The 25730-nt window shown below is 59.0% G+C and carries 27 protein-coding genes, 1 tRNA gene and 1 pseudogene; 9 read left to right on the top strand and 20 right to left on the bottom strand.

Annotation, left to right across the window (positions count from 1 at the left end; genetic code table 11):
- Window positions 1–27: 27 nt before the first annotated feature.
- From ACRER8_RS09465 to ACRER8_RS09440, 6 genes are all read right to left on the bottom strand, one after another.
- On the bottom strand, window positions 28–792 hold the full coding sequence (locus ACRER8_RS09465; protein ID WP_431746066.1) for an IclR family transcriptional regulator: 765 nt from the start codon (window positions 790–792) through the stop codon (window positions 28–30).
- Between the two features lie 229 nt (window positions 793–1021).
- Window positions 1022–1411: a RidA family protein gene (locus ACRER8_RS09460; RefSeq protein WP_431746065.1), complete on the bottom strand. Its 390-nt coding sequence runs from the start codon at window positions 1409–1411 to the stop codon at window positions 1022–1024.
- Window positions 1412–1434: 23 nt separating this feature from the next.
- Entirely contained in the window at window positions 1435–2226 is a 792-nt protein-coding gene (locus ACRER8_RS09455) for an amino acid ABC transporter ATP-binding protein (protein ID WP_431746064.1), read from the bottom strand.
- Window positions 2223–2885 carry an amino acid ABC transporter permease gene (locus tag ACRER8_RS09450; protein ID WP_431746063.1) on the bottom strand — a complete coding sequence of 221 codons (663 nt, stop codon included), beginning with the start codon at window positions 2883–2885 and terminating at the stop codon, window positions 2223–2225. The genes ACRER8_RS09455 and ACRER8_RS09450 overlap by 4 nt, the downstream gene beginning before the upstream one ends.
- A gap of 12 nt (window positions 2886–2897) precedes the next feature.
- On the bottom strand, window positions 2898–3560 hold the full coding sequence (locus ACRER8_RS09445; RefSeq protein ID WP_431746062.1) for an amino acid ABC transporter permease: 663 nt from the start codon (window positions 3558–3560) through the stop codon (window positions 2898–2900).
- Between the two features lie 64 nt (window positions 3561–3624).
- Window positions 3625–4473, bottom strand: coding sequence for a transporter substrate-binding domain-containing protein (locus ACRER8_RS09440; protein WP_431746061.1), 849 nt, complete (start codon window positions 4471–4473; stop codon window positions 3625–3627).
- 393 nt (window positions 4474–4866) lie between these two features.
- Between ACRER8_RS09440 and ACRER8_RS09435 the strand changes: the two genes are divergently transcribed.
- Window positions 4867–5184 carry a hypothetical protein gene (locus ACRER8_RS09435; RefSeq protein ID WP_431746060.1) on the top strand — a complete coding sequence of 106 codons (318 nt, stop codon included), beginning with the start codon at window positions 4867–4869 and terminating at the stop codon, window positions 5182–5184.
- 196 nt (window positions 5185–5380) lie between these two features.
- Entirely contained in the window at window positions 5381–5749 is a 369-nt protein-coding gene (locus tag ACRER8_RS09430) for an NUDIX hydrolase (protein WP_431746059.1), read from the top strand.
- A gap of 200 nt (window positions 5750–5949) precedes the next feature.
- Here the strand turns inward: ACRER8_RS09430 and ACRER8_RS09425 are convergent, their stop codons facing one another.
- From ACRER8_RS09425 to ACRER8_RS09415, 3 genes are all read right to left on the bottom strand, one after another.
- Entirely contained in the window at window positions 5950–7263 is a 1314-nt protein-coding gene (locus tag ACRER8_RS09425; RefSeq protein ID WP_431746058.1) for an LLM class flavin-dependent oxidoreductase, read from the bottom strand.
- A 206-nt stretch (window positions 7264–7469) separates the two neighbouring features.
- Entirely contained in the window at window positions 7470–8141 is a 672-nt protein-coding gene (locus ACRER8_RS09420; RefSeq protein WP_431746057.1) for a hypothetical protein, read from the bottom strand.
- Between the two features lie 252 nt (window positions 8142–8393).
- Window positions 8394–8469: transfer RNA gene (locus ACRER8_RS09415), tRNA-Asn, on the bottom strand.
- Between the two features lie 185 nt (window positions 8470–8654).
- On the opposite strand from ACRER8_RS09415, the gene ACRER8_RS09410 reads away from it, so the two are divergent.
- On the top strand, window positions 8655–9329 hold the full coding sequence (locus ACRER8_RS09410; RefSeq protein WP_431746056.1) for an MgtC/SapB family protein: 675 nt from the start codon (window positions 8655–8657) through the stop codon (window positions 9327–9329).
- 27 nt (window positions 9330–9356) lie between these two features.
- Here the strand turns inward: ACRER8_RS09410 and ACRER8_RS09405 are convergent, their stop codons facing one another.
- The 9 genes from ACRER8_RS09405 to ACRER8_RS09365 form a co-directional block, all read right to left on the bottom strand.
- Complete coding sequence (locus tag ACRER8_RS09405) at window positions 9357–10058, bottom strand: tRNA (adenine(22)-N(1))-methyltransferase (RefSeq protein WP_431746055.1); 702 nt, start codon at window positions 10056–10058, stop codon at window positions 9357–9359.
- 150 nt (window positions 10059–10208) lie between these two features.
- A complete protein-coding gene (locus tag ACRER8_RS09400; protein WP_431746054.1) occupies window positions 10209–10445 on the bottom strand; it encodes a hypothetical protein in 237 nt (78 codons plus the stop codon).
- A 213-nt stretch (window positions 10446–10658) separates the two neighbouring features.
- Window positions 10659–11243, bottom strand: a complete 585-nt coding sequence (locus tag ACRER8_RS09395; protein ID WP_431746053.1) for a hypothetical protein — start codon at window positions 11241–11243, stop codon at window positions 10659–10661.
- Entirely contained in the window at window positions 11162–11680 is a 519-nt protein-coding gene (locus tag ACRER8_RS09390) for a M10 family metallopeptidase C-terminal domain-containing protein (RefSeq protein WP_431746052.1), read from the bottom strand. The genes ACRER8_RS09395 and ACRER8_RS09390 overlap by 82 nt, the downstream gene beginning before the upstream one ends.
- Before the next feature lie 306 nt (window positions 11681–11986).
- Window positions 11987–13543: a UxaA family hydrolase gene (locus ACRER8_RS09385; RefSeq protein WP_431746051.1), complete on the bottom strand. Its 1557-nt coding sequence runs from the start codon at window positions 13541–13543 to the stop codon at window positions 11987–11989.
- Between the two features lie 169 nt (window positions 13544–13712).
- Window positions 13713–14672 (bottom strand): NAD(P)-dependent oxidoreductase, encoded by a 960-nt coding sequence (locus ACRER8_RS09380; RefSeq protein ID WP_431746050.1) that lies wholly within the window; start codon window positions 14670–14672, stop codon window positions 13713–13715.
- Window positions 14669–15916 carry an alpha-hydroxy acid oxidase gene (locus tag ACRER8_RS09375; RefSeq protein ID WP_431746049.1) on the bottom strand — a complete coding sequence of 416 codons (1248 nt, stop codon included), beginning with the start codon at window positions 15914–15916 and terminating at the stop codon, window positions 14669–14671. The genes ACRER8_RS09380 and ACRER8_RS09375 overlap by 4 nt, the downstream gene beginning before the upstream one ends.
- A 10-nt stretch (window positions 15917–15926) precedes the next feature.
- The gene (locus ACRER8_RS09370; protein WP_431746048.1) at window positions 15927–17222 is read right to left on the bottom strand and encodes an MFS transporter; all 1296 of its coding nucleotides are present in this window, start codon (window positions 17220–17222) and stop codon (window positions 15927–15929) included.
- A gap of 56 nt (window positions 17223–17278) precedes the next feature.
- Entirely contained in the window at window positions 17279–18208 is a 930-nt protein-coding gene (locus ACRER8_RS09365; protein WP_431746047.1) for a dihydrodipicolinate synthase family protein, read from the bottom strand.
- Between the two features lie 87 nt (window positions 18209–18295).
- On the opposite strand from ACRER8_RS09365, the gene ACRER8_RS09360 reads away from it, so the two are divergent.
- The 6 genes and pseudogenes from ACRER8_RS09360 (at window position 18296) to ACRER8_RS09335 (ending at window position 24766) form a co-directional block, all read left to right on the top strand.
- Window positions 18296–19342 carry a LysR substrate-binding domain-containing protein gene (locus ACRER8_RS09360; RefSeq protein ID WP_431746046.1) on the top strand — a complete coding sequence of 349 codons (1047 nt, stop codon included), beginning with the start codon at window positions 18296–18298 and terminating at the stop codon, window positions 19340–19342.
- A gap of 804 nt (window positions 19343–20146) precedes the next feature.
- A pseudogene (locus tag ACRER8_RS09355) lies at window positions 20147–20422 on the top strand (hypothetical protein); the annotation flags it as partial.
- Between the two features lie 12 nt (window positions 20423–20434).
- Complete coding sequence (locus ACRER8_RS09350; protein ID WP_431746045.1) at window positions 20435–22021, top strand: ABC-F family ATPase; 1587 nt, start codon at window positions 20435–20437, stop codon at window positions 22019–22021.
- A 306-nt stretch (window positions 22022–22327) separates the two neighbouring features.
- The gene (locus ACRER8_RS09345) at window positions 22328–23542 is read left to right on the top strand and encodes an MFS transporter (RefSeq protein ID WP_431746044.1); all 1215 of its coding nucleotides are present in this window, start codon (window positions 22328–22330) and stop codon (window positions 23540–23542) included.
- A 136-nt stretch (window positions 23543–23678) separates the two neighbouring features.
- The gene (locus tag ACRER8_RS09340) at window positions 23679–24437 is read left to right on the top strand and encodes an endonuclease/exonuclease/phosphatase family protein (protein ID WP_431746074.1); all 759 of its coding nucleotides are present in this window, start codon (window positions 23679–23681) and stop codon (window positions 24435–24437) included.
- A gap of 152 nt (window positions 24438–24589) precedes the next feature.
- Window positions 24590–24766, top strand: coding sequence for a general stress protein (locus ACRER8_RS09335; RefSeq protein ID WP_431746043.1), 177 nt, complete (start codon window positions 24590–24592; stop codon window positions 24764–24766).
- A gap of 82 nt (window positions 24767–24848) precedes the next feature.
- On the opposite strand, the gene ACRER8_RS09330 is transcribed toward ACRER8_RS09335, so the two are convergent.
- Together ACRER8_RS09330 and ACRER8_RS09325 are read right to left on the bottom strand one after the other, a co-directional pair.
- Window positions 24849–25013, bottom strand: a complete 165-nt coding sequence (locus ACRER8_RS09330; protein ID WP_431746042.1) for a hypothetical protein — start codon at window positions 25011–25013, stop codon at window positions 24849–24851.
- A gap of 56 nt (window positions 25014–25069) precedes the next feature.
- Window positions 25070–25627: an ATP-dependent Clp protease proteolytic subunit gene (locus ACRER8_RS09325; protein WP_431746041.1), complete on the bottom strand. Its 558-nt coding sequence runs from the start codon at window positions 25625–25627 to the stop codon at window positions 25070–25072.
- Window positions 25628–25730: the final 103 nt, after the last annotated feature.

Below are 25730 nucleotides of genomic sequence, written 5' to 3'. Positions count from 1 at the left end.
TCTCGAATCGATGCCTCGTCAATCCCGTCAATCAGTGACCCGGCGGGCAAGGCCGTTGGCGCTATCGATCAGCACGCGCCGGTAATCATCGTAGTGCGCAGTGGCGTCGGCACGGGGCGCGACGATGCACAGGGTGGCGATGCAGATGCCCTGCTTGTCCTTGACCGGCGCGGCGAAGCAATGGGTAAAGGTGTCGGCAATGCTGTTGAAGGAAAAGAAACCGTCTTCATGGGCCTGGCGGATTTCGCCAAGAAACGTCTCCAGCGGCAAGCGTTTGCCGTCCGGGAGAATGAAGTCCTCCGGGTCGATCAGGTCGATGATCTGTTGATCGCTCAGGTGCCCCAGCAACAGGCGACCTGACGCCGTCCACGGGATTGGCGCGTCCTCGCCGATGTCCGAAGAAATGCGGAAATGCCGAGCGCCCTCTTTCATCAGTGCGACGGTGTATTTTCGGCCGTTGAGCAGGCACATCTGTGCGGTTTCGCGGGTCTGCTCGACGATTTCGCCCAGACTCACTTCAGCCTCGCGGGTGAAGTCGAAATGACGCAGATGCGCCTGCCCGAGGAAATACAGCTGACGCCCCAGATAGACATGGCCGTCCTTACCCACGGCTTCGAGAATGCGCCGCTCCAGCAACGAGCTGACCAGCTCATAGACCGTCGATTTCGGGCTGCAAATGCCACTGGCAATTTCGTTCGGGCGCAACGGCGTGCCCTTTTCCTTGAGAAAATCGAGGATATCGAACGCCCGGTCCAGACCACGTGCCCGGCGTTTGATGGTGTCTTCGGTCATGGTTGGCTTTCCATTGAGCGCAGTGTCTCTTTAAAGAAGGCTGGCAGTTTACAGCGAGCGATGGTTGAGCGGTTGTACACAGCCCAGCCGCCTGGCCCAGACCTGTGGGAGCGAATTCATTCGCGATGAGATCTGACAGGCGATAGATAGCTGACGTCTGTACGTACCTCTCGCGAATGAATTCGCCCCCACAAGCAAGATCAGCGGCGTCGCTGAAACCGCTGCTGTCTTACGCCTTCTTCTTGTAAGCGATGCAGTCGATCTCAACCTTGCAATCGACCATCATGTTCGCCTGCACACAGGCCCGCGCGGGGGCGTGTTCGGGCTTGAAGTATTCGCCGAACACCTTGTTGAAGCTCCAGAAATCCCGTGGGTCTTCCAGCCAGACGCCCACGCGCACCACGTCTTCCAGGCCGTAACCGGCCTCGGTAAGGATCGCGACCAGATTCTTCATGGTCTGGTGAGTCTGTTCCACGATGCCACCCACAATGATTTCGCCGTTTTGCGCCGGGACCTGGCCGGACACATGCAGCCAGCCATCGGCCTCCACGGCACGGGCAAAAGGACGTGGCTGGCCGCCACCTGCAGTGCTACCGGCGCCGTAACGAGTAATGCTCATAAAAATCTCCTTGGATTGAGCGTTTAAAAACGGATGTTCTTGAGAAATTCTGTCAAGCGAGCCGACTTCGGCTGCTCGAACAACGTCTTGGGCGGGCCCTGCTCCTCGATGCGGCCCTGATTCATGAACACGATCTGATCGGACACTTCATACGCAAAGCGCATTTCATGGGTCACCAGCAGCATGGTCATGCCCTCTTCCGCCAGGCCCTTGATCACGCCGAGCACTTCACCCACCAGTTCCGGGTCCAGGGCCGAAGTCACTTCGTCGAACAGCATCAGGCTCGGATTCATGGCAATAGCTCGGGCGATCGCCACACGTTGTTGCTGGCCGCCGGAAAGCTGACCTGGGTAATGATTGCGACGTTCCAGCAAGCCAACCCGTTCCAGCCACTTCTCTGCCAGGGCGACCGCCTGATCCTTGGGCAGTTTCTTGACCTTGAGCAGGCCCAGCGTCACGTTCTGCAACGCCGTCAGGTGCGGAAACAGATTGAATTGCTGGAACGCCATGCCGGTCATCGCACGGTGTTGGGCGATGACTTTCTCGGGATGGCGGACACGCTTGCCATTGATCTCGCTGTAACCGATGTCCTGGCCTTCCAGGCGAATATGCCCGCCCTGAAACTCTTCCAGCAGATTCACGCAACGCAGCAGTGTGGTCTTGCCCGAGCCGCTGGAGCCGATCAGGGTCACCACGTTGCCCTTGTTCATCGTGAGGTCCACACCCTTGAGCACTTCCACAGGGCCGTAGGATTTGTGCAGCCCTTCAATGCTCAGCAGTGCCGGGGCGGCAGTCGCGGTTTGAGTCTGTGTCATGGCAAGGCCACCCGTTTTTCGATTTGCCGCCCAAGAAGCTCGATGGCGTAGTTGATGACGAAGAAGAGAAATCCGGCGAACAGGTAAAACTGCAAGGTCATGAAGTTGCGCGCGATCACTTGCTGGGTGCTGAGCAGCAACTCGGCCACGCCGATGACCGAGAGCAAGGTCGAGGCCTTGACGATTTCGGTGGATGAGTTCACCCACGTCGGGAGGATTTGGCGCAACGCTTGCGGCAGCAGTACATAGCTGAGCGACTGATTGAAGGTCAGGCCGATGGCTTTGCCCGCTTCCAGCTGTCCTCGGGGAATCGCCTGCAACGCGCCGCGCACGATTTCCGCGACGTGGGAGCCGCAAAACAGTGTCAGCCCCAACGCGCCCGCGTTGAATGCGCTGATCTGCCAGCCCAGGGCCGGCGCCATATAAAAGCAGGCCAGCACCAGCACGAAGACCGGTGTGCCGCGGATCAGGTCGACATAGCAACGAAACGGCAGACGCGCCCACAACTTGCCGTAGGTCAGGATCAGCCCGGCAAACACGCCGATCACGGTGCCGAAGATGATCGCCAGACCCGCGCACTGCACGCTGGTCAGAAATCCGCTCCACAACGCTTCGCGAGCGATCCACAATTCATGCAGCCAGGTAGGTTGTTCGTACATGTCGCGAGCCTCCTATCGGCGAATCGCCAGGCGCTGTTCGAGGTAGCGCAAGAGTATGGCGATGAGGTAACAGGCCGCGACATACAGCGCCGTGGTCACCAGCCAGGTTTCGATCACCCGGTAGCTTTCGACATTGATCTTGCGCGCGTAGTAAGTCAGTTCCGGCACGGCGATGGCGGCTGCCAGCGAGGTGTCCTTGAACAGCGAGATGAAGTTGTTCGACAGTGCCGGCAGCACGTTGCGCAGCATCACCGGCACGATGATGTAGGCCCGCACCTGCCACTCTCCCAACCCGATCGCCAACCCTGCTTCACGCTGGCCCTTGTGAATGCTCAGAAGGCCTGCGCGGAATACTTCGGTCAGGTACGCCCCGGCATACAACGACAGGGTGACGATGAACGAAGGAATCTTGTCCAGACGAATCCCAAGGCTGGGCAAGGCAAAGTAGATCAGCAGGATCAGCACCAGAATCGGCGTGTTGCGGATCACCGTGACATATACCGAAGACACCATCCGCAGCGCGCGGTATCGGGACAGCATCGCGAAGGCCGCCATCAGGCCGATCACGCAGCCGATGGCGATGGAGATCAGCGCCAGTTCAAGGCCCAGCCCCAGCCCCGCCAGCAGACTGGGAAAATCCCGCCAGACCGCTGCAAAGTTCAACTGATAATTCATGGTCGGTAGTACCTGGGACGGGAAGGCATCACGGCCTTCCCTGCCCCGTCAATTGCAGGTCGAATTACTTGTATTCCATAGGGAAGCCGATCTGTGGAACCGGCAGATCGACGCCGAACCATTTCTTGAAGGACTCGGCATAGGTAGGGAATTCGACACCGGTCATGGCTTCATGCAGCGCGGTATTGACGAAGTTCAGCCAGTCCTGATCGCCGCGTTTCACGGCACAGGCGTAAGTCTGTGGGCTCCAGGCGAACGCTGGCGAGCGATAACGGCCAGGGTTCTGCACCATCAGATATTTGACCGAGGACTGGTCGGTGGCAGCGGTGTCGGCACGGCCCGAGTTGATCGCCTGATACATGAGGTCGACGCTGTCGTATTGATCGACCTTGGCTTGCGGCAGCGCCTGATGCACCAACTCCTCGGCGTAGACGTTCTGCAACACGGCAACGGTAACGCCGTCGCCCGCCGCTTTCAGATCGTCGATTTCCTTGTATTTGCTGTTGGCCGGGAGCAGCAGCGCGACGCCCTCGCGGTAGTACGGCAGAGTGAAGGCAACCTGTTGCGCGCGGCTGGCGGTCACAGTGATGAACTGACAGCTCATGTCCACTTTGTCAGTCAGAAGATTCGGAATCCGCGCATCGGAAGACTGCACCACGAACTCGACCTTGCTCGGATCATTGAACAGGCCCTTGGCGACGATGCGCGCGATGTCGATATCGAAGCCCTGCAATTTGCCGTCTGTACCCTGAAAATGCCACGGGGCATTGGTGCTGCCTGTGCCGACGACCAAATGGCCGCGCTGCAATACGCTGTCGAGCTTGCTGTCGGCTGCCTGAGCAGCGGTCGCCAGTGTCGCCGTTGCTGCCAGAACGAACGCACAAGCTTTCAGAAAAGAAGGTCCGCGATGCATGTGTTGAACTCCGCCGAGAAAGTGTTTATTCCGCTATACCGGAAGTGAGTATGTAACAACGGAATGAACAGCAGAAAGTGTGCCACACAAGTGCAGGAAAAAAACAGCGAATGAAAAGCTCGGAATATCAAGGGGTAGCGGCGATCAGGTGCCGGGCGGACCGGAAAATACCGATCCCGGCGGCGCTACCGATCGCCACAATAACTGTGTAGCTCCGCCTCACCGTTGTGCGTGGCGCGCCACCGAGGGGCGGCGCAGGCTACCGTTGGTTCGATTGGAAATCAGCGACAAGCCCTGGATTCGCGCGATGCATACCGTTCGTCACGTGGGCGGCACATTGGCCTCCGTTCAGTGGCCTAAATGCAGATAACGACCCCTCATGGGAGGCATGTCATGACCACGCGTACAGCATCGAGCCTGCTGTTGACCGGGCTACTGATCTTCGGAACCGCGCCGCTGCTATCGAGCAACTTCGCACTGGCGGCATCGGAGCAGACCGGGGCGGGGCTGCCACCGGGCATCGATCCATCCTCGCCCGCTGGCGGCAATGGCAGCGACGCACAGGGCTACGACAAAAAGCCGATTGCTCCCGCGCCAGCCGGCACTCAGCAGAAGGCTTCCGAACCTGCGTCATCCAAGGGCACTGCGACGCCAACCAACGAGCGCAAGCATTCTGCCCCTGATAAAAAGCATGAGGTCAAAAAACCATAACGGGATCGCAGCCTTCGGCGAGTCGTTATTCGCCAGGCTGCAATCGTTCAAGGACGCGTCAACCCTGGCGATATTCAGTCTGGGGGAACATTGGCACCGTTAGTGCTTCAAAGCCTTATATGAAGCTTTTGTGACAATCGCGTGACGAAGCGTAAGCAGTGCGCATCTCACAGGTTGTACGGTGGAGGAATAGCCAATGAAAGAACGAGCCACAGTAATTTGCCGTCGGGATAATCAGATTCTGTATGTGCGCAAGCCCAAAGCCCGTTGGACGCTACCCGGCGGCAAGGTTGAGGCCAATGAGTCTCCAGCCGAGGCGGCGGCGCGGGAATTGCGTGAAGAAACCGGATTGATCCTTCAAGAATTGGCGTACGTCTCGCGTTTCGAGGGTGAAAGCGTCCTGCATCATGTGTTTGAGGTATCGGTCACCTTCATGGCGACGCCGACGCCTAAAAATGAAATCGCCGATTGCAGGTGGTTCACCGCTAAAGAGCTCAACGACCTGAAGGTCAATCCCTCGGTCAAGTCCATCGTCAAGGCCTTTCTGCACGACGTGATTGCCTAGGCTCAATCGATACACTGCCCTTCATCAGATCGGCGAGGGGCCTGAATCACTGGAAAGCTACTGTGGAATGCCGATGGGTTCATGGATCAGCTATCCCGTTCGGGCGTGATCGTGAGCAGCGAAATATTGGACTCTATTTGAGCTCTTCCCGAGAAACGCTTGCCATAAGCATGTCTGGCCCGGGGGACGAGCCATTATCACTACGCCTTCCATCGACGGTGCGCCGGGCGCGGCAGGCCGAGATGCTCACGCAGGGTACTGCCACTGTACTCATGACGAAAGATTCCGCGCTGGCGCAGGATCGGTAGAACACCGCTGATGAACAGCTCCAGGCCCTCGGGGAAGTGCGATGGCATGAGGTTGAAACCGTCCGCAGCCTCGCCTTCGAACCAGGCGATCATCTCGTCCGCGACTTGCTCCGGAGTGCCCACGACGATCTTGTGCCCGCGCGCACCAGCCACGAGGTTGCAGATCTGGCGCAGGGTCAGACCGTCTCTATGGCTCATGTCTATCAACAGTCTGGCGCGGCTTTTCATGTTCTCCGGCAGGGGCAGCTCTGGCAGAGGCTTATCCAGGTCCAGCCCCCGGACGTCCTGCCCCAGACGCTCGCCTACCAGGGTCAATGCGTTATCGATGTTCGTCCACTGCTGCAGGCGCTCGAAATTCGCCTGAGCTTCGGCGGCGGTCGCGCCAAGGATCGGCATGATGCCGGGCATCACCAGACAATGCGCGGGGTTGCGTCCCTGTGCCACGACCTGACGCTTGAGGTCGCTGTAAAATTGTCGGGCCGTCTCGATATCCTGTTGGGCGGTGAACACCACCTCGGCAATCCGTGCGGCGAGCGTCATGCCCGGCCCGCTGGACCCCGCCTGGATCAATACCGGGTGGCCTTGCGGGCTGCGGGTCAGATTCAACGGACCATCGATGCTGAAATGCTGACCTCTATGCTCCAGCCGATGCATCTTGTCGGCATCCAGGTAGACCCCGGCCTCGGCATCGCGCACATAGGCATCGTCATCGAAGCTGTCCCACAGGCCCCTCACTACGTCGACGAATTCCTCCGCCACTTCGTATCGCAGATCGTGATTGGGGTGAGTGGCCCGGGAGAAATTCGCGGCGCTGTCATAACCGGTTGTGACGACGTTCCAAGCGGCGCGGCCGGAAGAGATGTGGTCCAGGGTGCCAAACTGGCGAGCGACGGTGTATGGCTCGCCATAGGTCGTGGAAGCAGTCGCCGCCAGGCCGATTTTTTCAGTGATCGACGCCAGTGAACCGAGCAACGTCAACGGCTCGAAACGCACGATCATTGAGGGATGTTCCTGTGGGCTGGTCACCAACTTGTCGCCGAAAAACACCATGTCCAGACACGCGCGCTCGGCGGCCAGAGTCAGCTTTTTGATCAGTGCAAAATTTTCGCTGCCGCTTTCGGCGCCGGGATAGCGCCATCCGCTGGCGTGATGTCCTGCAGCCTGGATGAACAGTCCCAGGCGCATTTGTTGAAGAGTCTGACTCATGAGGATCTCAAGTAGCTGTATCGGTGGGCCGCCGTCAGTCCGGGCCAGTCGGCACGGAGGTGAACGCGACGATCTAACGTTAGATGAAATTGTTATTAATACTATTCATTAAATACTTAAAGATAATAAATACAATTCATCTTGATCGTCTAGCTAATGTGCGCTGCTGACCTATCTACTCGACTCTTATTGGTACTCCTACAGTTTCAACGGTGCATCGGGATTCCGTCTTCAATCCGCATCGCCTGGCGCTCGGTCTTTTTCCCTACCTTGGCGGCGCGCTGTGACAGGAAATACTCAACTGAAGCCGCCAGCCACATCCCGTACGTCAATAGCTCTATACCTTCCTCCACCGCTGTTTTAGCAAGCCGGGCATAACCCTCGTTCAAAATCAGATGCCATAAAGCGCCCATTCCGAAAATCCGAGAAAAGACCAGGACACCCAGACCGGTCGAAAGCGCCCCGAACGCCGGAGTGCGAGTGAAGTTAGCCAGCACGACAAAGGTATTACTGCGATTGGCCGGCTTGAACGCCAAGCCAACGCATACCAAAGCGATGAGACTGAAAGGCCAACACCAGGCACTGTGGCTGATCGGATCGAACAGTCCGTCGAGTTCCCGCATCAACAAGCAGGCAAAGAAGCCGCCAGCAAGGATCCGGAACCCCCGACTCTCTACCGAGCCCGGCGCCATCCAGAACAACAGTGCACAGCCGAACAACATCACTTCTTGAGCGATTTCAGTAAATGAAATTTCCAGAATTTCCGTGCGGAACACTGCGATATCCAGCCAGATCATGGCGAATGCAACCCCGACCAGGATCAGTCTCAGTAGCACCCCAAGTGAGGCGGTTTTCAAATCGTCGTGCGTCGTTTGCAATGTAATGCTCCACCAGTTGCCCGAATAACTCGGGCTGAATCGTTGGTAGAGAGAATGCTCCTTTCACAAGAAATTCACACTTTTTTCACGAATTGTTGATATCGGCATAATTGATGAGGCAATTGCAGAGGATTGTGTTAGGTCGCGAGGACATCTGACGGAATGGTCAGCTGGCACGCGTGGAGGGATGAGGTGATAAAGCAGCAAAAACAAAAAAGGCCAGCTATGCGCTGGCCTTTTCAGTGTTTCGTTTGGCTCCACGACCTGGACTCGAACCAGGGACCCAGTGATTAACAGTCACTTGCTCTACCAACTGAGCTATCGCGGAATGCGAGCTATCTTACTGATTGAAAAAGAGAAGTCAAGCAAGCCAAAGAAAAAAATCTTCTGCTTTGAGAACCGCTCTCTCCCGCCCAGGCTTGAAAGTGCCGACGCATGAGAGTCGGAGTACAAACTGAACCAACGTCTTGCGCCTCCGGTCCATCCTCAATACAAAATGTTCAGGACAACGCGATGCTCAGCGATTGGGAAATGTGCGTACGACTTTTGCTGGCCGCATTACTCGGCAGCCTGATCGGCCTTGAGCGCGAACGCCTGTTGTGGGCGGCCGGACTGCGAACCCACATGCTGGTGTGCGTGGGGTCATGCCTGCTGATGATCGTCTCCGCTTTCGGTTTCAATGATGCGCTGCAAATGGCCCATACCGAACTCGACCCGTCGCGCGTCGCGGCGCAAGTGGTCTCAGGCATCGGTTTTCTCGGCGCAGGCTCGATCCTATTGCGTGGCGAGGTGATCCGAGGGCTGACGACAGCCGCGAGTCTGTGGACCGTGGCGGCGATCGGCCTGGCTGTGGGCGGCGGTCTGTATGCCGTCGGCACCGCCGCTACGTTCATCATTCTGGTGATTCTGGTGGCGATCAAACCCATCGAGCGTGCTTACCGCAACCGGATCAAAGTACACGTGCTGAAACTGGTGGCGCCACCGCAGGTCCTGACCATGGGCAAGCTCAACGACGTGATGGGCAACCGTTCGAGCAAGGTCAAGCAGTTCATCGTCGAGAAAGGCAGCCGCGAAGGCACTGACAACATCACCATCGAGCTGGTGCGCACTTCAGGCGCGCAAGCGAGCGAGATACTGGCGCAATTGCTGGCTATCGAAGGCGTGCATGAGGATCAGGCAGGTCAGTGATCGCTCACCGCCGGTCAGGCTCAGGTTTCAGGTGCCGTCGAGCAACGCGGCAATCCATTCAATCTGCCGGGTCAGCTCTTGCAGCTTCTCATCGGGCACAGCCCGGCGTGCTTGGGCGAAATTATTCAATGTCCGCCGCTTCACAATGAGCATCCGCTGCCACTTGAGCAGGAACGCCGCGCTGCGAGCCTGCATCTGCAGAGGGCCGAAGAACAGCTGCTCGGCGGTATACAGCACGGGCCCACTTCGTTCGGCGACGATGATCTCGTAGTTGAAGCGGTTTTCCCGCAGCACTTCTTCGCAGAGGATGCGGTAATCATTGTCCATTAACCATTGGCGCAAGGGCTGCTCGCCGCCGTTGGGCTGGAGGATCAGACGCTCCCGACCACTCAGGCGTGACTTGCCGCTATCGAGGATGTCGCGGATCGTCTCCCCGCCCATGCCGCAGACGCTGATCGCCGTGATCTGGTCTTCGGCCTCGATAGCTGCCAGGCCATTGGCCAGGCGCACACTGATCTGCTGGCCGAAGCCACTCTCATGCACCGTGCGCAGGGCGGCCTGGAACGGCGTCAACGCAACTTCGCCGGCCACCGCTGCCACGATAGCAGCGCGACGCAACAGCGCCACCGGTAAGTAGCCGTGATCCGAACCGATATCGGCCAGGCGCGCTCCCGCTGGCACATGTGCCGCCACCCGTTCCAGACGCATGGACAATGTCTGTTCGTTCACCTGCCGCCCCACTCCACCTTGAACTTGCGGCAAGTTGCCGCCGGATCGGGGCGCGATTCTGTGGGGTAATGCGGTTTTTTTCAAATGCCGGCATGAAACGACGCACCCCGGCATTCGCCAGGGTTTGGGCTATTGCATGCGTACTGCGCCTCAGGCGAGTTGGCCGACGACCTTGATATCCGTCAGTCCGTCTCGCTCAGCCTGCTGCAGAATTTCTGCTGGCGACGCATCGCCATTGGGCATGATCAGACTGTTCTCCGAGTCTCCGAAATGCAGCTGGAGAAGGTGCATGGCCGCCTCATGAACAGGCAGCTCCGGCTGTTTGAGTTCGAACCGGTGCGTTCGCGGTTCGTCGTTGAACAGGTATTCAAGGGTATAGATTCGCATGGTGGGGTCCTTGTGAAGGGAAAGATGTCGCTGATTATCCTGACTTACCAGTCAATTTTTAGTTCAGCTTTCCCGCCCAGTCCATCGTTCGCCGACCTTCGGCGTGAAGCTGGGGCTCATCAGCCCGCGACTGATCAACGCAATAGCGGAGTGACGTTGCCGAGCGCTCATAAAGGTCCTCCGCGCCCGCTGCGTTTTTCTCCGGCACAAGGTTCAGACGACATCTGCAGTGGCAGGGGGCGCGCCGACCAAATCGATCTGATGTTCGATCACGGTCGAGGTGTCGTTGGTTGCGAAGATCACGCCGCCTTGGCTGAGATCGTCGCGCACGTCGCCCTTGAAAAGGACTTCAAAGCCGCGACCTTCGGCATCGTTATCCAGCGATTTGAGAGCCGTCTGGTTGCCCGCTGCGTTGACGCTGAGCTTCAAAGTGCCGTGATGGCCATCGCCCAGACCGGTAAAACCGAGTATCGAAAGGTCCACCAGATCACCATCCGCGGCGTTGAAGTCGGTGATCACGTCACGACCGCGCACATCGGTGGTATCGACCCTATAGCTGTCCATCACGCCGGCAAAAAAGAAAATGTCGCCGCCACTGCCACCGGTCAGCGTGTCACCGTCGCGCCCGCCGTCGATGCGGTCATCGCCTCCCGCACCGTTGAGCGTGTCACGTCCCAACTCACCAGACAGGGTTTCCTGGCCACCGTCCGTTCCAGTCAGCGTGTCGTCGAAACGATCTCTGGCTTCCAGACTCCAGAAGTTCGCGTTGGTAAGTGTCGTACGGAAGTCGCCCTGCAAGGCCACCTGAAATATTTGAGGTCTTCGCCTGGAATATAGACGTGGTCGTAGCTTCGCAGGTAGGTGCGATCCAGCGTCTGGTTGTAGATCAGGTCAGCCTTGCCGCCGTATCCCTGGCCAATCCCATCGATGCCCAGCGTGGTCAGGTCCAGCATGTCATTGGCGGGATCGAAACCCACGATCAGATCGCTGTGGCCTCCGGTGCTGTCGTAGTAGCTGTCGCTTTCGGTGAGATAACGAAAGGTATCGCTGTGGCTTCCGGCAACCAGCCGATCACGGCCTTCGCCGCCTACCAATACACTGACGCCAACGCCCTCACCCGCCGTGAGAACGTCGTTGCCTGCATTGCCGTAGAGAATGTTATTGCCATCGCTGCCGGTAATCGAATCGCTTTTGGCGGTACCGTACCAATCGGTTTGTTGGGCAAATGAAGTCATCCTGGCCTCCTCTCAATCGATGATTGCTGAGGGGGCAAGGGTAGAGAACGACCGCGATATCGCCAGATCGAATGGACGAGTGGTGCCGATCGCAAAAGGGGCCGGCGAGTGGAAAAACGCCGGAAGACGCTCGCCGACCAGCCTCGGGGTTCAATGATCACGAAGCGTGGAAAAATCAGAGCTCACAGTACAGCGGCCCGATGCAGCGGATCGATTACATGCTGCGTATTGGCTTGATCGATCCGCCCGCGCGCCTCTCGACGCGTCATTCATGGCTCCTTTAGCAAAAAATCGATGCGTGCCGGGTCAGGTAATGGCTCCGATCTGCCATGGTACGAATTCGTTCTGGCCGTAACCGTGGCTTTCGCTTTTGCTTCGCTCGCCCGACGCAATTCGCAGCATCATTTGGTAGATATAATCACCCCGTTCTTCGATGGTCATCGATCCGTCGGCAATACCGCCGCAGTTGACGTCCATATCGTCTTCCTGGGTTTCCCACAAACGATTGTTGGTGGCCAGCTTGATCGAAGGCGCGGGAGCACAGCCGTAAGCAGAGCCGCGTCCGGTGGTAAACGCAATCAGGTTTGCACCTCCGGCCACCTGCCCGGTGGCGGATATCGGGTCATAGCCCGGGGTGTCCATGAACACCAAGCCGTGGGCACGTACGGCTTGGGCGTACTCATACACATCCACCAGATCGCTGGAACCGGCCTTGGCCACTGCGCCCAGGGACTTCTCCAATATGGTGGTCAGGCCGCCAGCCTTGTTGCCCGCCGAAGGATTGTTATTCATTTCGGCGTTCATGCGCTCGCAATAGGCTTCCCACCACTTGATTCTGGCGAGCAGCTTTTCACCTACCGCTCGGCTTACGGCGCGGCGCGTCAGCAAGTGCTCGGCGCCATAGATTTCCGGCGTTTCCGAAAGGATCGCAGTGCCGCCTGCAGCCACCAGACGGTCCACCGCGTTGCCCAGTGCCGGGTTTGCGGTGATGCCCGAATAGCCATCCGAGCCACCGCATTGCAAGCCCACGGTCAGGTGCCGGGCACTGACCGGTTCACGCTCAACCTGATTGGCCTTGGCAAGAAGGTTTTTCACCTGAGCGATGCCGTTGGCGATGGTCTTGGTGGTTCCGCCAGTGCCCTGAATGGTGAAAGTGCGCAGGGTTTCGCCGGATGTCAGCCCTTGAGCAGCCAGCAGGTCGGGGATTTGGTTGGTTTCACAGCCAAGGCCAATCATCAGCACAGCGGCGAAGTTGGGATGAATCGCATAGCCACCCAGCGTGCGCTGCAACATGCCAAGCGCCTCGCCTGCCGGGTCGATCGCGCATCCGACGCCGTGAGTGAGTGCGACAACCCCATCGACGTTGGGGAAATCAGCCAGCGCCTGGGGATGGATGTCCCGCCGAAAGTAATCGGCGATGGCCCGCGCCACCGTGGCCGAACAATTTACCGAAGTCAGAATGCCAATGTAGTTGCGCGTCGCCACCCGGCCATCCGAACGCACGATACCCATGAAGGTGTCGTCAATGGGAGCGGTTTGTCCTTTGGCGTCGACCCCGAAGGCGTAGTCGCGGGCAAAATCGCCCATAGCCAGATTATGAACGTGCACATGCTCACCGGCACTGATGGCTTTGCTGGCAAAACCGATGATCTGGCCGTAACGGCGCAGCGGTTCGCCCTTGGCAATGTCCCGGGCCGCCACCTTGTGGCCGGCTGGCACGGGTTGGCGCACCTGAATGCCTTCCTTGGCGAGAGTCAGGCCTTGAGGCAGCGGTTGGCGAGCAATCAGCACGTCGTCCAACGGGTTAAGTCGAATCACGGCATTGGCGGCACTTTGGTCGCCCGTTTTAATAATGATTTGCATCGTTGTCTGTGTCCTGTTTGCAAGGCGCGGCAGGATGGCCTGCAGGCACCAGTTCGTACCGCATCAACGGATGAAAAACAGCGCCACGCTCAGCGGCGAGATCTACCAGCGCATCGGAGCTTGTAGGCCATGGCAAGGACTCAACAGCACCGTTCTCCCGCCCCGCCGATCATGCTGACCTTCCATCCCCCGACGGCAGGCCATTGAGCTCCTTCAATACGTTGAAGATATGCGGCACATACTTGTCGCCATGCCCAAGATTGGTCGCCAGCACGTAAAGCTGGCGTACCGCTTCAGCGATCACGGCTGTCGACGACTGCGCCGCGGCGAGCTGCGAGTACGAGCGCATATCCTTCGCGGCGTTGCGAATCGCGAATTGCTGACCGCTATCGTCACCCTCGAGCAGAAACGGAATGATTCGATCGAACGTCTTGCTGTGCGCACCGCTGAGACGGCAGACCGCCGCAAATTCGTGCAGATCGAGGTTGGCCTTGGCGGCCGTGCCGAACGCTTCGGCAAGAATTGCACCGTTGGCCTGCGCGATGAAGTTGTGGATTAGCTTCGCCCTATAGCCCGAACCGTGCGCGCCCAGATGATGCACCGTCTCCGCATAGGCAGCCATCAGCGGCCGCACGCGGTGGAGCACATCGGCATCGCCGCCAGCGAGCACGTTGAGCCTGCCTTCGCGCGCTTCCTTCGGCGTGCGATTCACAGGCGCGTCCAGGAAGACTGCGCCCTTCTCCGCGAACGCGGCGGCCGCTTCGTCGGCGAATTCGGGGTCGGCCGTCGTGCTGTCGATGACGATCAGTCCGGGATGCGCGCCAGCGAGCAGGCCGTCCTCCCTGAACACGACGTCACGCACCTGCGGCGTCCCGGTGACGCAGATGAGTACCACATCGGAGCCGCCCGCGAGTTCGGCAGCGCTTTGGGCTTCCGTTGCGCCTTTCCCGATTAGTGCATCGATCGCCGCCCGGCTGCGGTGCGCGAGCGCCGACAGTTGAAAGCCCTTTTGCAGCACCTGCTCGGCAATCGCGCTGCCCATCAGACCCAGTCCCACCATGCCGACCCGCTCAATGTGATCGGCCGGCAATCTTTTGTCCGTGTGTTCCATGATGCTCGTCTGGCTCATTGCCACTCCGCTTCTAATACTGATTGATGACCGGATGGTGTTACGCCGTGGCTCGTCTGTCGAAGCGCGCGCGGCGTCCATTGCACATACTGATGGTCGAGCGCCTGGATGCTGCTACAGCCCAACAATCCGATGACGCGATCAACTTCAGTCATCAAGATCTCGATGGCGCGATCCGCGCCCGAGCGGCCCCCGGCGGCCAGTCCCCAAGTGGTCGCGCGGCCCACAAGCACCGCGTCCGCGCCCAGGGCCATCGCCTTGACGATATCGCTGCCGCGCCGGAAACCGCCGTCAAGCATCACCGCCAGGCGTCCCTTCACGACATCGACAACTTCGGGCAATACGTCCATCGCCGAGACCGCGCCATCGAGTTGGCGACCGCCGTGGTTCGACAGCACGATGCCGTCCGCTCCAAGCGCCACAGCGCGTGCGGCGTCGTCCGGATGAAGCAGCCCCTTGACGATGAGTCGTCCGGGCCAGAGATCGCGCAGCCAGCGGATATCGTCCCATGACAGCGACGGGTCCAACTCCTTGGCGAGCGCCGATGCTGCACCGCGCACGCTGTCCTGTCCCGGCGGCAGCAGATCGCCGAGGTTGGCAAAGCGCGGCATGCCGTGTGGCCACAGTACGTCCATCATCCAGCGCGGATGGGCGAGTACATCGAGCGCATTGCGCAAGTCGAGCTTGAGCGGCCGTGCGTAGTTGCGTAGATCCCATTCACGTTTGCCATAGATGGCGCTGTCAGTGGTCACCACGAGTGCTTCCACGCCCGCGCGATGTGCCCGATCGGCCAGCTTTGCGACGAAATCCCGCGTGCGATACATGTACACCTGCATCCATACACGGCCGCCCGCAAGCTCAATCACACGTTCGAGCGGCACCGTCGATGCATTGCTCAGGATGAACGGAATGCCTGCGGCGGCGGCGGCGCTTGCCATCGCGATGTCCCCTTCCCGCGACAACAGCCCGCTGAAGCCTGTCGGCCCGATCATGAAGGGCGCCGCGCTCCGGCGTCCGAACAACGTGATGCCTATGTCGCGTTTGGACACATCGACGAGCGAGCGCGGCTTGAACGCGATTTCCGAGAACACGTCCCGATTGCGCTGCAGGGTGGCTTCCTGCTCCGAACCACCTTCGACGTATTCGAAGCAGAAGTTCGGTACGCGCCGAGCCGCCATCGCACGTAACTCTTCGATGCTGTGCGCGCGGCGCGGATCGTTGCCTGTGTAGAGACGACGTTGCACTTTGCTCTCCTTAGACGGGCAGCTTGTGTTGATAGTTGATGGTCAACACGCTGAGCATCTGGAACACCGCCACACCAACGAAGAACATCAGCGCCAGGAAATACGAGCCGGTGGTTTGTACGATATAGCCGATAAAGATCGGCACGAAAATGCCTGCAATATTGCCGACGAAGTTCATGATGCCGTTGAGCGTGCCGGTACGCGCGCGGGTGGCGAGCATCGCCGGCGTCGCCCAGTTGCAGCCACCACACCAGCGCAGGAAGAACAGCGCGACGCACAGGAGCGCCACCACCATGAACGGCGAGCGTACGTAGGCGACCCCAAGCATCGACAATGCGACGGCAAGCGCGCCGACGATCATCATGCTGCGATACACCAGATTGGAGCCGGCGCCCGACGCCTTCCACTTGTCCGCCACGTGCCCCGCTATTACCTCGCCGACGAAGCCGAAGAAAAATATGATGAACGTCGCGCCGCCGAGCGATTTTAGGTCGAAGCCGTGTACGTTGAAGAGATATGTCGGCAGCCAGGTCATCAGCCCGAAGAAGATAAGGTTGGTGCACGTATGACTCGCGCACATGCCCCAGACAGAACGGAACGAGAAGAAGCGGAATAACGAGCCGCCTTTCGCGACCTTCGGTTCACGCGCGTCTTCTTCGGCATGCGCATGCTCGATGTAGGCAATCTCGGCTTCGCTGATCGATGGATGCTCGCGCGGCGTGTTGCGGATATACCACCATGCCCAGATGCCACAGAGAATCGTGCCGACGCCCGCCACGATGAACGCCGCGCGCCAGGAGCCCAGCCAAGCCATCAGTGACGCGACAATCACCGCGCCCACGCCCGAGCCCAGCGCACAGCCTGCATCGACGAGCGATGCACCTCGTGTCTTCTCGTTCTGGGTCAACCAAAGAGCGTTAAGCTTGCCGCCGACCGGATAAATCGGTGCTTCGGCAATGCCCAGGCCCATACGCGTGAGCATTAACGCGAACCAGCCGGTGCAAAACGCACCGAGTGCTTGAAACCCGCCCCAGCCCACGGTTGCCGCCACGATCAGGAAACGAGGCTTCAGGCGGTCGGCGAGCATGCCGGAGGGCACTTGCATGAAGAGATACGTCCAGAAGAACGAACTCAGAAGCAGCCCCTGCTGCTCGGGCGTGAGAGAAAATTCCTGCGAAATGGCCGGCATCGCGACGGACAATGCGGCGCGGTCGATATAGTTGATCGAAACGAGTAGCAGCAGTAGAAGAAAAATCTTCCATCGCACGCTCGTCATTTTGACGCTTTGCACACTGGACATATCCATGCCTTGTCTCCTGTTATTTTTATAAGTTCGAGCGTGTTATCAGGTCAAAAAACTGCTTACAGCCCCCAACGCAGCACGAGGGGATCGAGACGGCGCGCGGCTGTCAGCAAACCTTCGCGAGTCTTCGGATGCACGGGTGCGAACGGACGACGCACGGCATCCGAGCGAATGATGCCGCCTGCCTTCATCAGAATCTTGCAGGCTGCAAGCCCACACTGACGATTTTCGTAATTGATCAGCGGTAACCACTGCTGGTACAAAGCGGCCGCCTGCTCATGCTCGCCGCGCATATACGCGTCGACGATCTTGCGGATGCCGTCCGGATAGGCGCCACCGGTCATCGAGCCGGTTGCGCCGGCCTCGAGGTCGGGCATCAACGTGATGGCTTCTTCACCATCCCACGGACCAATGACGCTGTCACCGCCGAGTTCGATGAGTTCGCGCAGCTTCGCCGCCGCCTGGGCCGTTTCGATTTTGAAATACGACACGTTGTCGATCTCACGCGCCATGCGCGCGAGAAATGATGCCGACAGCGGCGTGCCGGCGACGGGCGCATCCTGAATCATGATCGGGATGCGGATCGCGTTCGATACCTCGCCGAAGAAATCGTAAATGCCCTGCTCGGTTACGCGGATCGTTGCGCCGTGGTATGGCGGCATCACCATTACCATCGCGGCACCTGCGGCTTGCGCGGCGAAGCTGCGGCGCGCACAGACTTGGTTGCTGAAGTGCGTCGTCGTGACGATGACCGGCACGCGGCCCGCGACACGTTCCATCACCACGCGTATCACCGCGTCGCGTTCATCGTCCGCGAGCGCGAACTGCTCCGAGAAGTTCGCGAGAATGCACAGGCCATTGGAACCTGCATCGATCATGAAGTCGATGCATCGCTGCTGGCCTTCGAGGTCTAGTCTTCCGTCATCGTCGAAAATCGTAGGGACCACCGGAAATACGCCGCGATAGCGGTTATTGTTTTGTGTGCTCATAACTTGCTCATAACTGGCGAGGATGGATGTGAAATCGCAGAGGCTGGGCGGGCGCGTCCAGATGATCGCGCCGCTTTGGCGATATGCATGGCTGGCCCGGCTCGCGGGGCCGTAGTGATTGCCGCCGGGGCCGACTATACGGCGGCGTTTTCCGGCCTGTATATTGAGTCGTTTCCATCCCCTGATGACTTTTACGACTCACCGATGAATACCATCAACATGCTGCTGTCCAGACTGCGGGTGAAACAGCTGCAGCTGGTGATTGCGCTCGACGAGCACAAGTCGTTGCACAAGGCTGCCGCCGTGCTGTCAGTCACGCAGTCCGCTGCGAGCAAGGCGCTGCACGAGCTCGAAGTAATGCTCGATGCCGCGTTGTTCGAGCGCTCGGCAAGCGGCATGATTCCCAATCAGTACGGCCGGCGTGTCATCGAATACGCCCGGTTGCTGACCACGGACCTAACGCAACTTTGCGACGACATCACAAACATTAAATCCGGGCGCAGCGGACGGCTTGCAATCGGTGCGATCATGGGCGCCATTCCCGCGCATGTGGTCCCCGCGCTCGACGCGCTTCATGCGGAATTGCCGGCCATTACGGTCGAGATAGTCGAGGACACGAGCGCGCGCATGTTGTCGCAGCTCGACGATGGCCGTCTCGACCTGGTGATAGGCCGATCGGCCGTCAGCGCGCATCCCGCCAGATACCGCTATCTGAAGCTTGCCGATGAACCGTTGTCGGTCGTCGCGGGATACAGCCATTCGACCAAGTCCCAGGGGAACATCAGCATGCGCGAGCTGGCGCATTGCCGTTGGGTTACGTATCCGAGCAAGATGCCGCTACGCGAACTGCTGGAACGCGAACTCGATCTGGCCGGTATCAACACGCCCGTGGACACCGTATCCACCGCCTCGACCTTCGTCACGGTGGCGCTGCTCAATCAAGGCCGGGACCTCGTCTCTCTACTGCCGACCGGGATCGCCGAGCTGTTTGCTCGGCACAGGATGCTTCGAATTTTACCCGTTGTACTGCGATCACCTTCGCAGCCGTTTGGCATAGTCACGCGGCGCAGTAGCGTTCTTTCACCCATGGCAGAGAGGTTCATCGAGTTGCTGCAGGAGGGCGCGGGACAATAACCGATGTCCGTTTCCAGTACGCAGCTCTTCCCTTCTGCTTCGGCAACGAAGGGAGTGCTGACGCAGAATGGCGGGTCGCCTCGCTGTTTCCCATATCCATTGAGGCCATGCTGATTTTCCGACCGCAAATGTAGGCCAGCGCACGTCATTCTTCTTTAGGCGGTTTTTCACTGGAACTAATCGAGCCGCGCCGACCCAGCGACAACAGGAAGCCAGAGCTCTATTTGATCACGGTGAAGTGGTTTCGTACGCTGCCATTGGATGGATCAACAAACCACAACTCTCCGTTGGACTCTTTGACAACGCTGCATTCGCGGGGATAGGTCGGTGAAACTACGCAGACCTGGCCGCCCGCAACCGACCACCGCTCCACTTGCGTCTCGGAACCCATCGTAAAGACCTCCGTCCCATCACTTCGAAACGCCATGGAAACGCTCTGCCCGGACTTGCTCCGAGTTCTGAGTTCTTTTCCTGCTAGAGCTGCTGTGATCTGGGTATCGTCCAGGGTATTCGCGCCTGCAGGCACGCCCTCATGCCCTGGCGAGGAGGCGGTAGACGTACATCCCGCCAAGAAAGCCAGCGTGACGCCACAAACTGCTTGATGAGTTTTCATGACACTTCTCGGAGGTGATGTTTGACATGAAAAGTCTAGTTCGCCAAATTTCGCGGCCCTTGATATCCGATATGCGGAGATTTCATCGCTCGCCGTTTTGGGCGTGCAAGCGACACTGAAATGGCTTGTTCGGTGGACAGGCTTGTCTGCCATGCCTCTATCGGAACCGTCCTATAGGCGGCTTCCGCTAGACCTCGGGTTTGCACAAACAGGGATTCCGACCATCGACAGCTTCGGGGGTGCGACACCGACCACCGTATAACTGTCGTCCCACTTATGCGACAATCCGCAAAATGTCTGGCATGAATCCCTTCTTTATCGCCCAACAGCTTGGACACTCAGTCCAAATGCTGTTGTCGACTTATGCGCGCTGGCTCAATTCGAGCGGCGACTGGGGCGAGATGGAAAAGCTAAAGATTGGTCCAGTCCTGGTCCAAGGCCAAAACCAGCAACCTGTAACTCCTTGATAGGTAAAGTAATTGATTTCCACAGCTAACATCACGATGCAGTTCGGCGCCAAGCCGCTGTTCGAGAACGTATCGGTCAAATTCAACAACGGCAATCGCTATGGCCTCATCGGCGCCAACGGCTGTGGCAAATCCACCTTCATGAAGATTCTGGGTGGTGATCTGGAGCCTTCCGGCGGTCAGGTCATGCTCGAACCGAACGTGCGCCTGGGCAAGCTGCGCCAGGACCAGTTCGCCTACGAAGAATTTACCGTGATCGACACCGTGATCATGGGCCACGAGGAGCTGTGGAAGGTCAAGGCCGAGCGCGACCGTATCTATTCGCTGCCGGAAATGAGCGAAGACGACGGCATGGCCGTTGCGGAGTTGGAAACCGAGTTCGCCGAGATGGACGGTTATACCGCTGAATCCCGCGCCGGCGAGCTGCTGCTGGGTCTGGGCATTCCGCTGGAGCAGCACTTCGGCCCGATGACCGAAGTCGCGCCGGGCTGGAAACTGCGTGTGTTGCTGGCTCAGGCGCTGTTTTCCGATCCGGAAGTCCTGTTGCTCGACGAACCGACCAACCACCTGGACATCAACACCATTCGCTGGCTGGAAACCATTCTCACGGCGCGTAACAGCACCATGATCATCATTTCCCACGACCGGCACTTCCTCAACAGCGTCTGCACCCACATGGCCGACCTGGACTACGGCGAACTGCGCCTGTTCCCTGGCAACTACGACGAGTACATGACTGCGGCGACCCAATCCCGCGAGCAGTTGCTGTCGGACAACGCCAAGAAGAAAGCGCAGATTGCCGAACTGCAGACGTTCGTCAGCCGCTTCTCGGCCAACGCCTCGAAAGCCAAGCAGGCCACCTCCCGCGCCAAACAGATCGACAAGATTCAGCTGGCCGAGGTCAAGCCATCGAGCCGCGTCAGCCCGTTCATCCGTTTCGAACAGACCAAAAAGCTGCACCGTCAGGCCGTGACCATCGAGCAGATGTCCAAGGGCTTCGACGGCAAGACGCTGTTCAAGAACTTCAGTTTCACCGTCGAAGCCGGCGAGCGCGTGGCGATCATCGGCCCTAACGGTATCGGCAAGACGACCCTGCTGCGCACGCTGATGGGCGAGCTAACCCCGGACGCAGGCTCGGTGAAGTGGACCGAGAGCGCGGAACTGGGTTACTACGCTCAGGACCACGCCCACGACTTCGAAGACGACGTCAGCCTGTTCGACTGGATGGGCCAGTGGACCCAGGGCGAGCAGATCATCCGCGGCACCCTGGGCCGGATGCTGTTCTCCAACGACGAGATTCTGAAGTCGGTCAAGGTGATCTCCGGTGGTGAGCAAGGCCGTATGCTGTTCGGCAAGCTGATCCTGCAAAAGCCAAACGTGCTGGTGATGGACGAACCGACCAACCACCTGGACATGGAATCGATCGAAGCGCTCAACCTGGCGCTGGAGAACTACCCAGGCACGCTGATTTTCGTCAGCCACGACCGCGAGTTCGTATCGTCTCTGGCCACTCGCATCATCGAGCTGAGCGCCAACGGCGTCACTGACTTCAGCGGCACTTACGATGATTACCTGCGCAGCCAGGGTGTGGTGTTCTAAAGAGCAATGCGCAATACCTGAAAGCCCTGTCCTGGTGACGGGGCTTTTTTGTGGGCGATGATTTGACTTGATCAGGAGTCGTAGGAGCGCGTTCGCCCGCGCTGGCGATTTTCCAACCCCCCTTCAAATCCTGCCATCCTTTTCGCGGGCAAGTGCGCTGCCGCGAAGTTGCTCTCACTCAATCTTCAGGCGCGCCTGAGGATTATCCAGCCGAAACAAAGAGCGGGAATAAACCGTTAGCCAGCTTTCATTTCTGCTCATCACGGGCGATGATGGCGCACTCCCACCGCTCCTGCGAAGAGTCCCATGTCTGCTGCCCTGCCGCCGAATGCACCCATTCAGAACGCCAGTTCAATGGCGATCACCCTGCAAATCGTCTCCATCGTCCTTTATACGTTCATTGCCTTCCTGTGCATCGGTCTGCCCATCGCGGTGATGCCCGGCTATGTCCACAATCAACTGGGCTTCAGCGCTGTGGTAGCAGGTCTGGTGATCGGCTCGCAGTACCTGGCCACCCTGCTCAGCCGCCCCGTGGCGGGCAGGATCTGCGACACCATCGGCACCAAACGGGCAATCGTCTACGGTCTCTCAGGCATTGCCTTGAGCGGCGTCCTTACGGTGCTGGCCGTGTTGCTGGAAAAATTGGCTGGTATCAGCCTGATCATCCTGGTCATCGCCCGCTTGATCCTCGGCGGCTCACAGGGCTTGATAGGCGTCGGCACCATCAGCTGGTGCATCGGTCAGCTCGGAGCGGAACATACGGCACGCTCGATTTCCTGGAACGGCATTGCCTCATACGGCGCCATTGCCATCGGCGCTCCGTTGGGCGTGGTGATGGTCGACGCTCTGGGTTTTGTCAGCCTCGGGCTGGTACTGACGGTGCTGGCCGCCGGCGCGCTGCTGATGATCCGCAACAAGCCGCCGGTGCCGGTGGTGCGCGGCGAGCGCATGGCGTTCTGGTCGGTGTTCGGCCGGGTTGCCCCCTATGGCCTGGGCCTGACCCTGTCGTCCATCGGTTATGGCACGCTAACCACCTTCATCACCCTGTATTACGTCAGTCGCGGCTGGGAAGGTGCGGCCTGGTGCCTGACGATTTTCGGCATCTGCTTCATCGTCGCCCGGCTGTTCTTCATCAACGCCATTACCCGCTTCGGCGGCTTCCGCTCGGCGATCACCTGCATGTCGGTGGAAACCATCGGGCTGGTGGCGCTGTGGCTCTCGCCCAACACCACCGTCGCCCTTATCGGCGCGGGGTTGGCCGGGTTCGGGCTGTCGCTGGTGTACCCGGCGATCGGCGTCGAGGCAATCAAGCAAGTCCCCAACAGCAGCCGCGGTGCCGGGCTGGGGGCTTACGCGGTGTTTTTCGATCTGGCATTGGCGATTGCCGGCCCGCTGATGGGAGCGATTGCGCTGGGCATGGGTTACGGCTGGATTTTCTTCTTCGCCGCGCTGCTGTCGACTCTCGCTCTGGGACTGACGTTGCTGTTGTCGCGTCGCCCCGCCGTAGACACTCGGATGTGATCGAGCACAACCCAAAGCGTATTCGAAAAAGCTGAACTGCCCCGGTTCGAGTCGGTCGGAACTAGCACATCCCCTCGCAAAAAGGAGCGTGCGTGTGACCTCCGACCCCGCTGGCAACAGTATTCCCCCCTCGGACATGGCCGGTATGCGCGATGTGCACAAGCTGCGTGTATTGACCGTTAATACGCACAAGGGCTTCACCGCGCTGAACCGGCGCTTCATCCTGCCAGAGCTTCGCGAGGCGGTGCGCAGCACCGGCGCTGATCTGGTCTTTCTCCAGGAAGTGCTCGGCGGCCATGATCGTCACGCCACTCGTTACCACGACTGGCCAGTCACCTCCCACTACGAATTCCTCGCCGACAGCATGTGGAGCGACTTCGCCTACGGCCGCAACGCGGTCTATCCAGAAGGTCATCACGGCAACGCGATTCTCTCCAAGTATCCGATCCTGCATTACCGCAATCTCGATATTTCGATCACGGGACCCGAACGGCGCGGCCTGCTGCATTGCGTATTGCAGGTGCCGGGGCATGACGAGGTGCACGCGATCTGTGTCCACCTGAGCCTGTTGGAGAGCCATCGGCAGTTGCAACTGGATTTGCTTTGCGCGCTGCTGGACTCCTTGCCGGAGCATGCGCCGGTGGTGATTGCCGGGGATTTCAATGACTGGCAGCTGCAAGGTAACAAACGCCTGGCGCGTTGTACTTATCTGCACGAAGCCTTCGAACGCGGCAATGGACGGTTGGCGAAAACCTATCCAGCTCGTTTTCCGCTGCTGCGCCTGGATCGGGTGTACCTGCGCAACGCCACCAGCCATAACCCGAAGATCCTTGGGACGCGGCCATGGACGCATCTTTCAGATCATTTGCCGTTGGCGGTCGAAGTGCATATGTGACGCACGCCACGAATGCTCTACGAGTGTCGTTTAGCCATTCCACCGTTTGTCCGCTAATGCCTCTGATTATCTAAACCTACTGCCGCTCGGTTCATCACATTTAATGCGAGGCAAATGACTCGCCTTTCTTAGATAACAAGAGGTACGTAATCATGGCTAATACCGGAAAATCGAACCCTGGCAATTTCTCCAACGATCGCCAGAAAGCCTCTGAAGCAGGCAAAAAAGGCGGCCAGGCGTCGGGTAGCAGCAATGTCGCCAATGACCGGAGCAAAGCTTCCGACTCCACCCGTAGCGACAATAAAGGTGGCGCAGGCCGCAAATCCTGATCCAAGGCTGACTTTCAGCTGATCAGCGCAACGAGCGAGAGCGAAAGCTCTCGCTCGTTTTGTTTTCTGAGTTTCACTTGCCTCATTCGTCCGGATTGATCAACGGCACCGTGGCATCACGATCGAACTGCGAACCCGGGTCTTCGTTGCCCGGATCGTTATCGACATCTACTTCAACCTCTTCCTCGGCAGGATTGATCGCCCCTTGATGCGTAGGGTTCGGGGTGTTTTGCGGTTGCGCGTACATGGCAGATTCCTCATGTTCAGCCGAGTTCTTTCGCGACCCGGTTGGGTTGATTGAGCTTAGCTTGCGCTGACTGTCCAGTGGACGGCGTCTTCGTCGAATTGCAATTGCTCCATCCGATGGGCGATGCCGCAGGCCATCGAATCTTCAGCGCGGATGACTTTTTCTTCCGAAGACAGGCACCTGCCAATGTCCAACGGACTGGCCGCGCCCTCGGTTTCATTCTGGTAGATGTTGACGTAGCGCTGAAGATCGTTGTCCAGGCTGCGCAGGTATTCGCGCATGCGCGAGTGATCCACCGAACTCTGATTGAAATACCAGCTCATCGGATGAATCAAAAATCGCGAGTGGGGACAGACGATGCGCTCCTGCGCCGCGAGGTAGATAACGATGCCCATGGATTCGATATTGCCGCTGTTGAGCGCGCGAATCGGCACCTTCAGGGACTTCAGGAAGTTGTAGATCGTGAAACCCAGCGCGGTGCTGCCACCGGCGGTAGACAGATTCAACAACAGCCCGGTCGCGCCCTGGCCAAGGGCCTCAAGGCAGCGATCGCGAAAATGCTCAGTGGTGGTCTGATCGACCCCACAATGGAAATGGACGATGTGCTCGCTCACCGACTGCCCTCCCTTTGCGGTTATCGACGCGGCGTAAAGCGTTGGAAGGCGCACGGTCGGGAAAAGTTGCATGGTGTGGGTTTGGTGGATCCTGCAGGAGCCG

Origin of the sequence: Pseudomonas sp. (assembly GCF_050739935.1) — a bacterium.
Lineage (GTDB): Bacteria > Pseudomonadota > Gammaproteobacteria > Pseudomonadales > Pseudomonadaceae > Aquipseudomonas.
The sequence above is the reverse complement of the archived record's forward strand: the minus strand, read 5'-3'. Positions and strand labels throughout refer to the sequence as shown.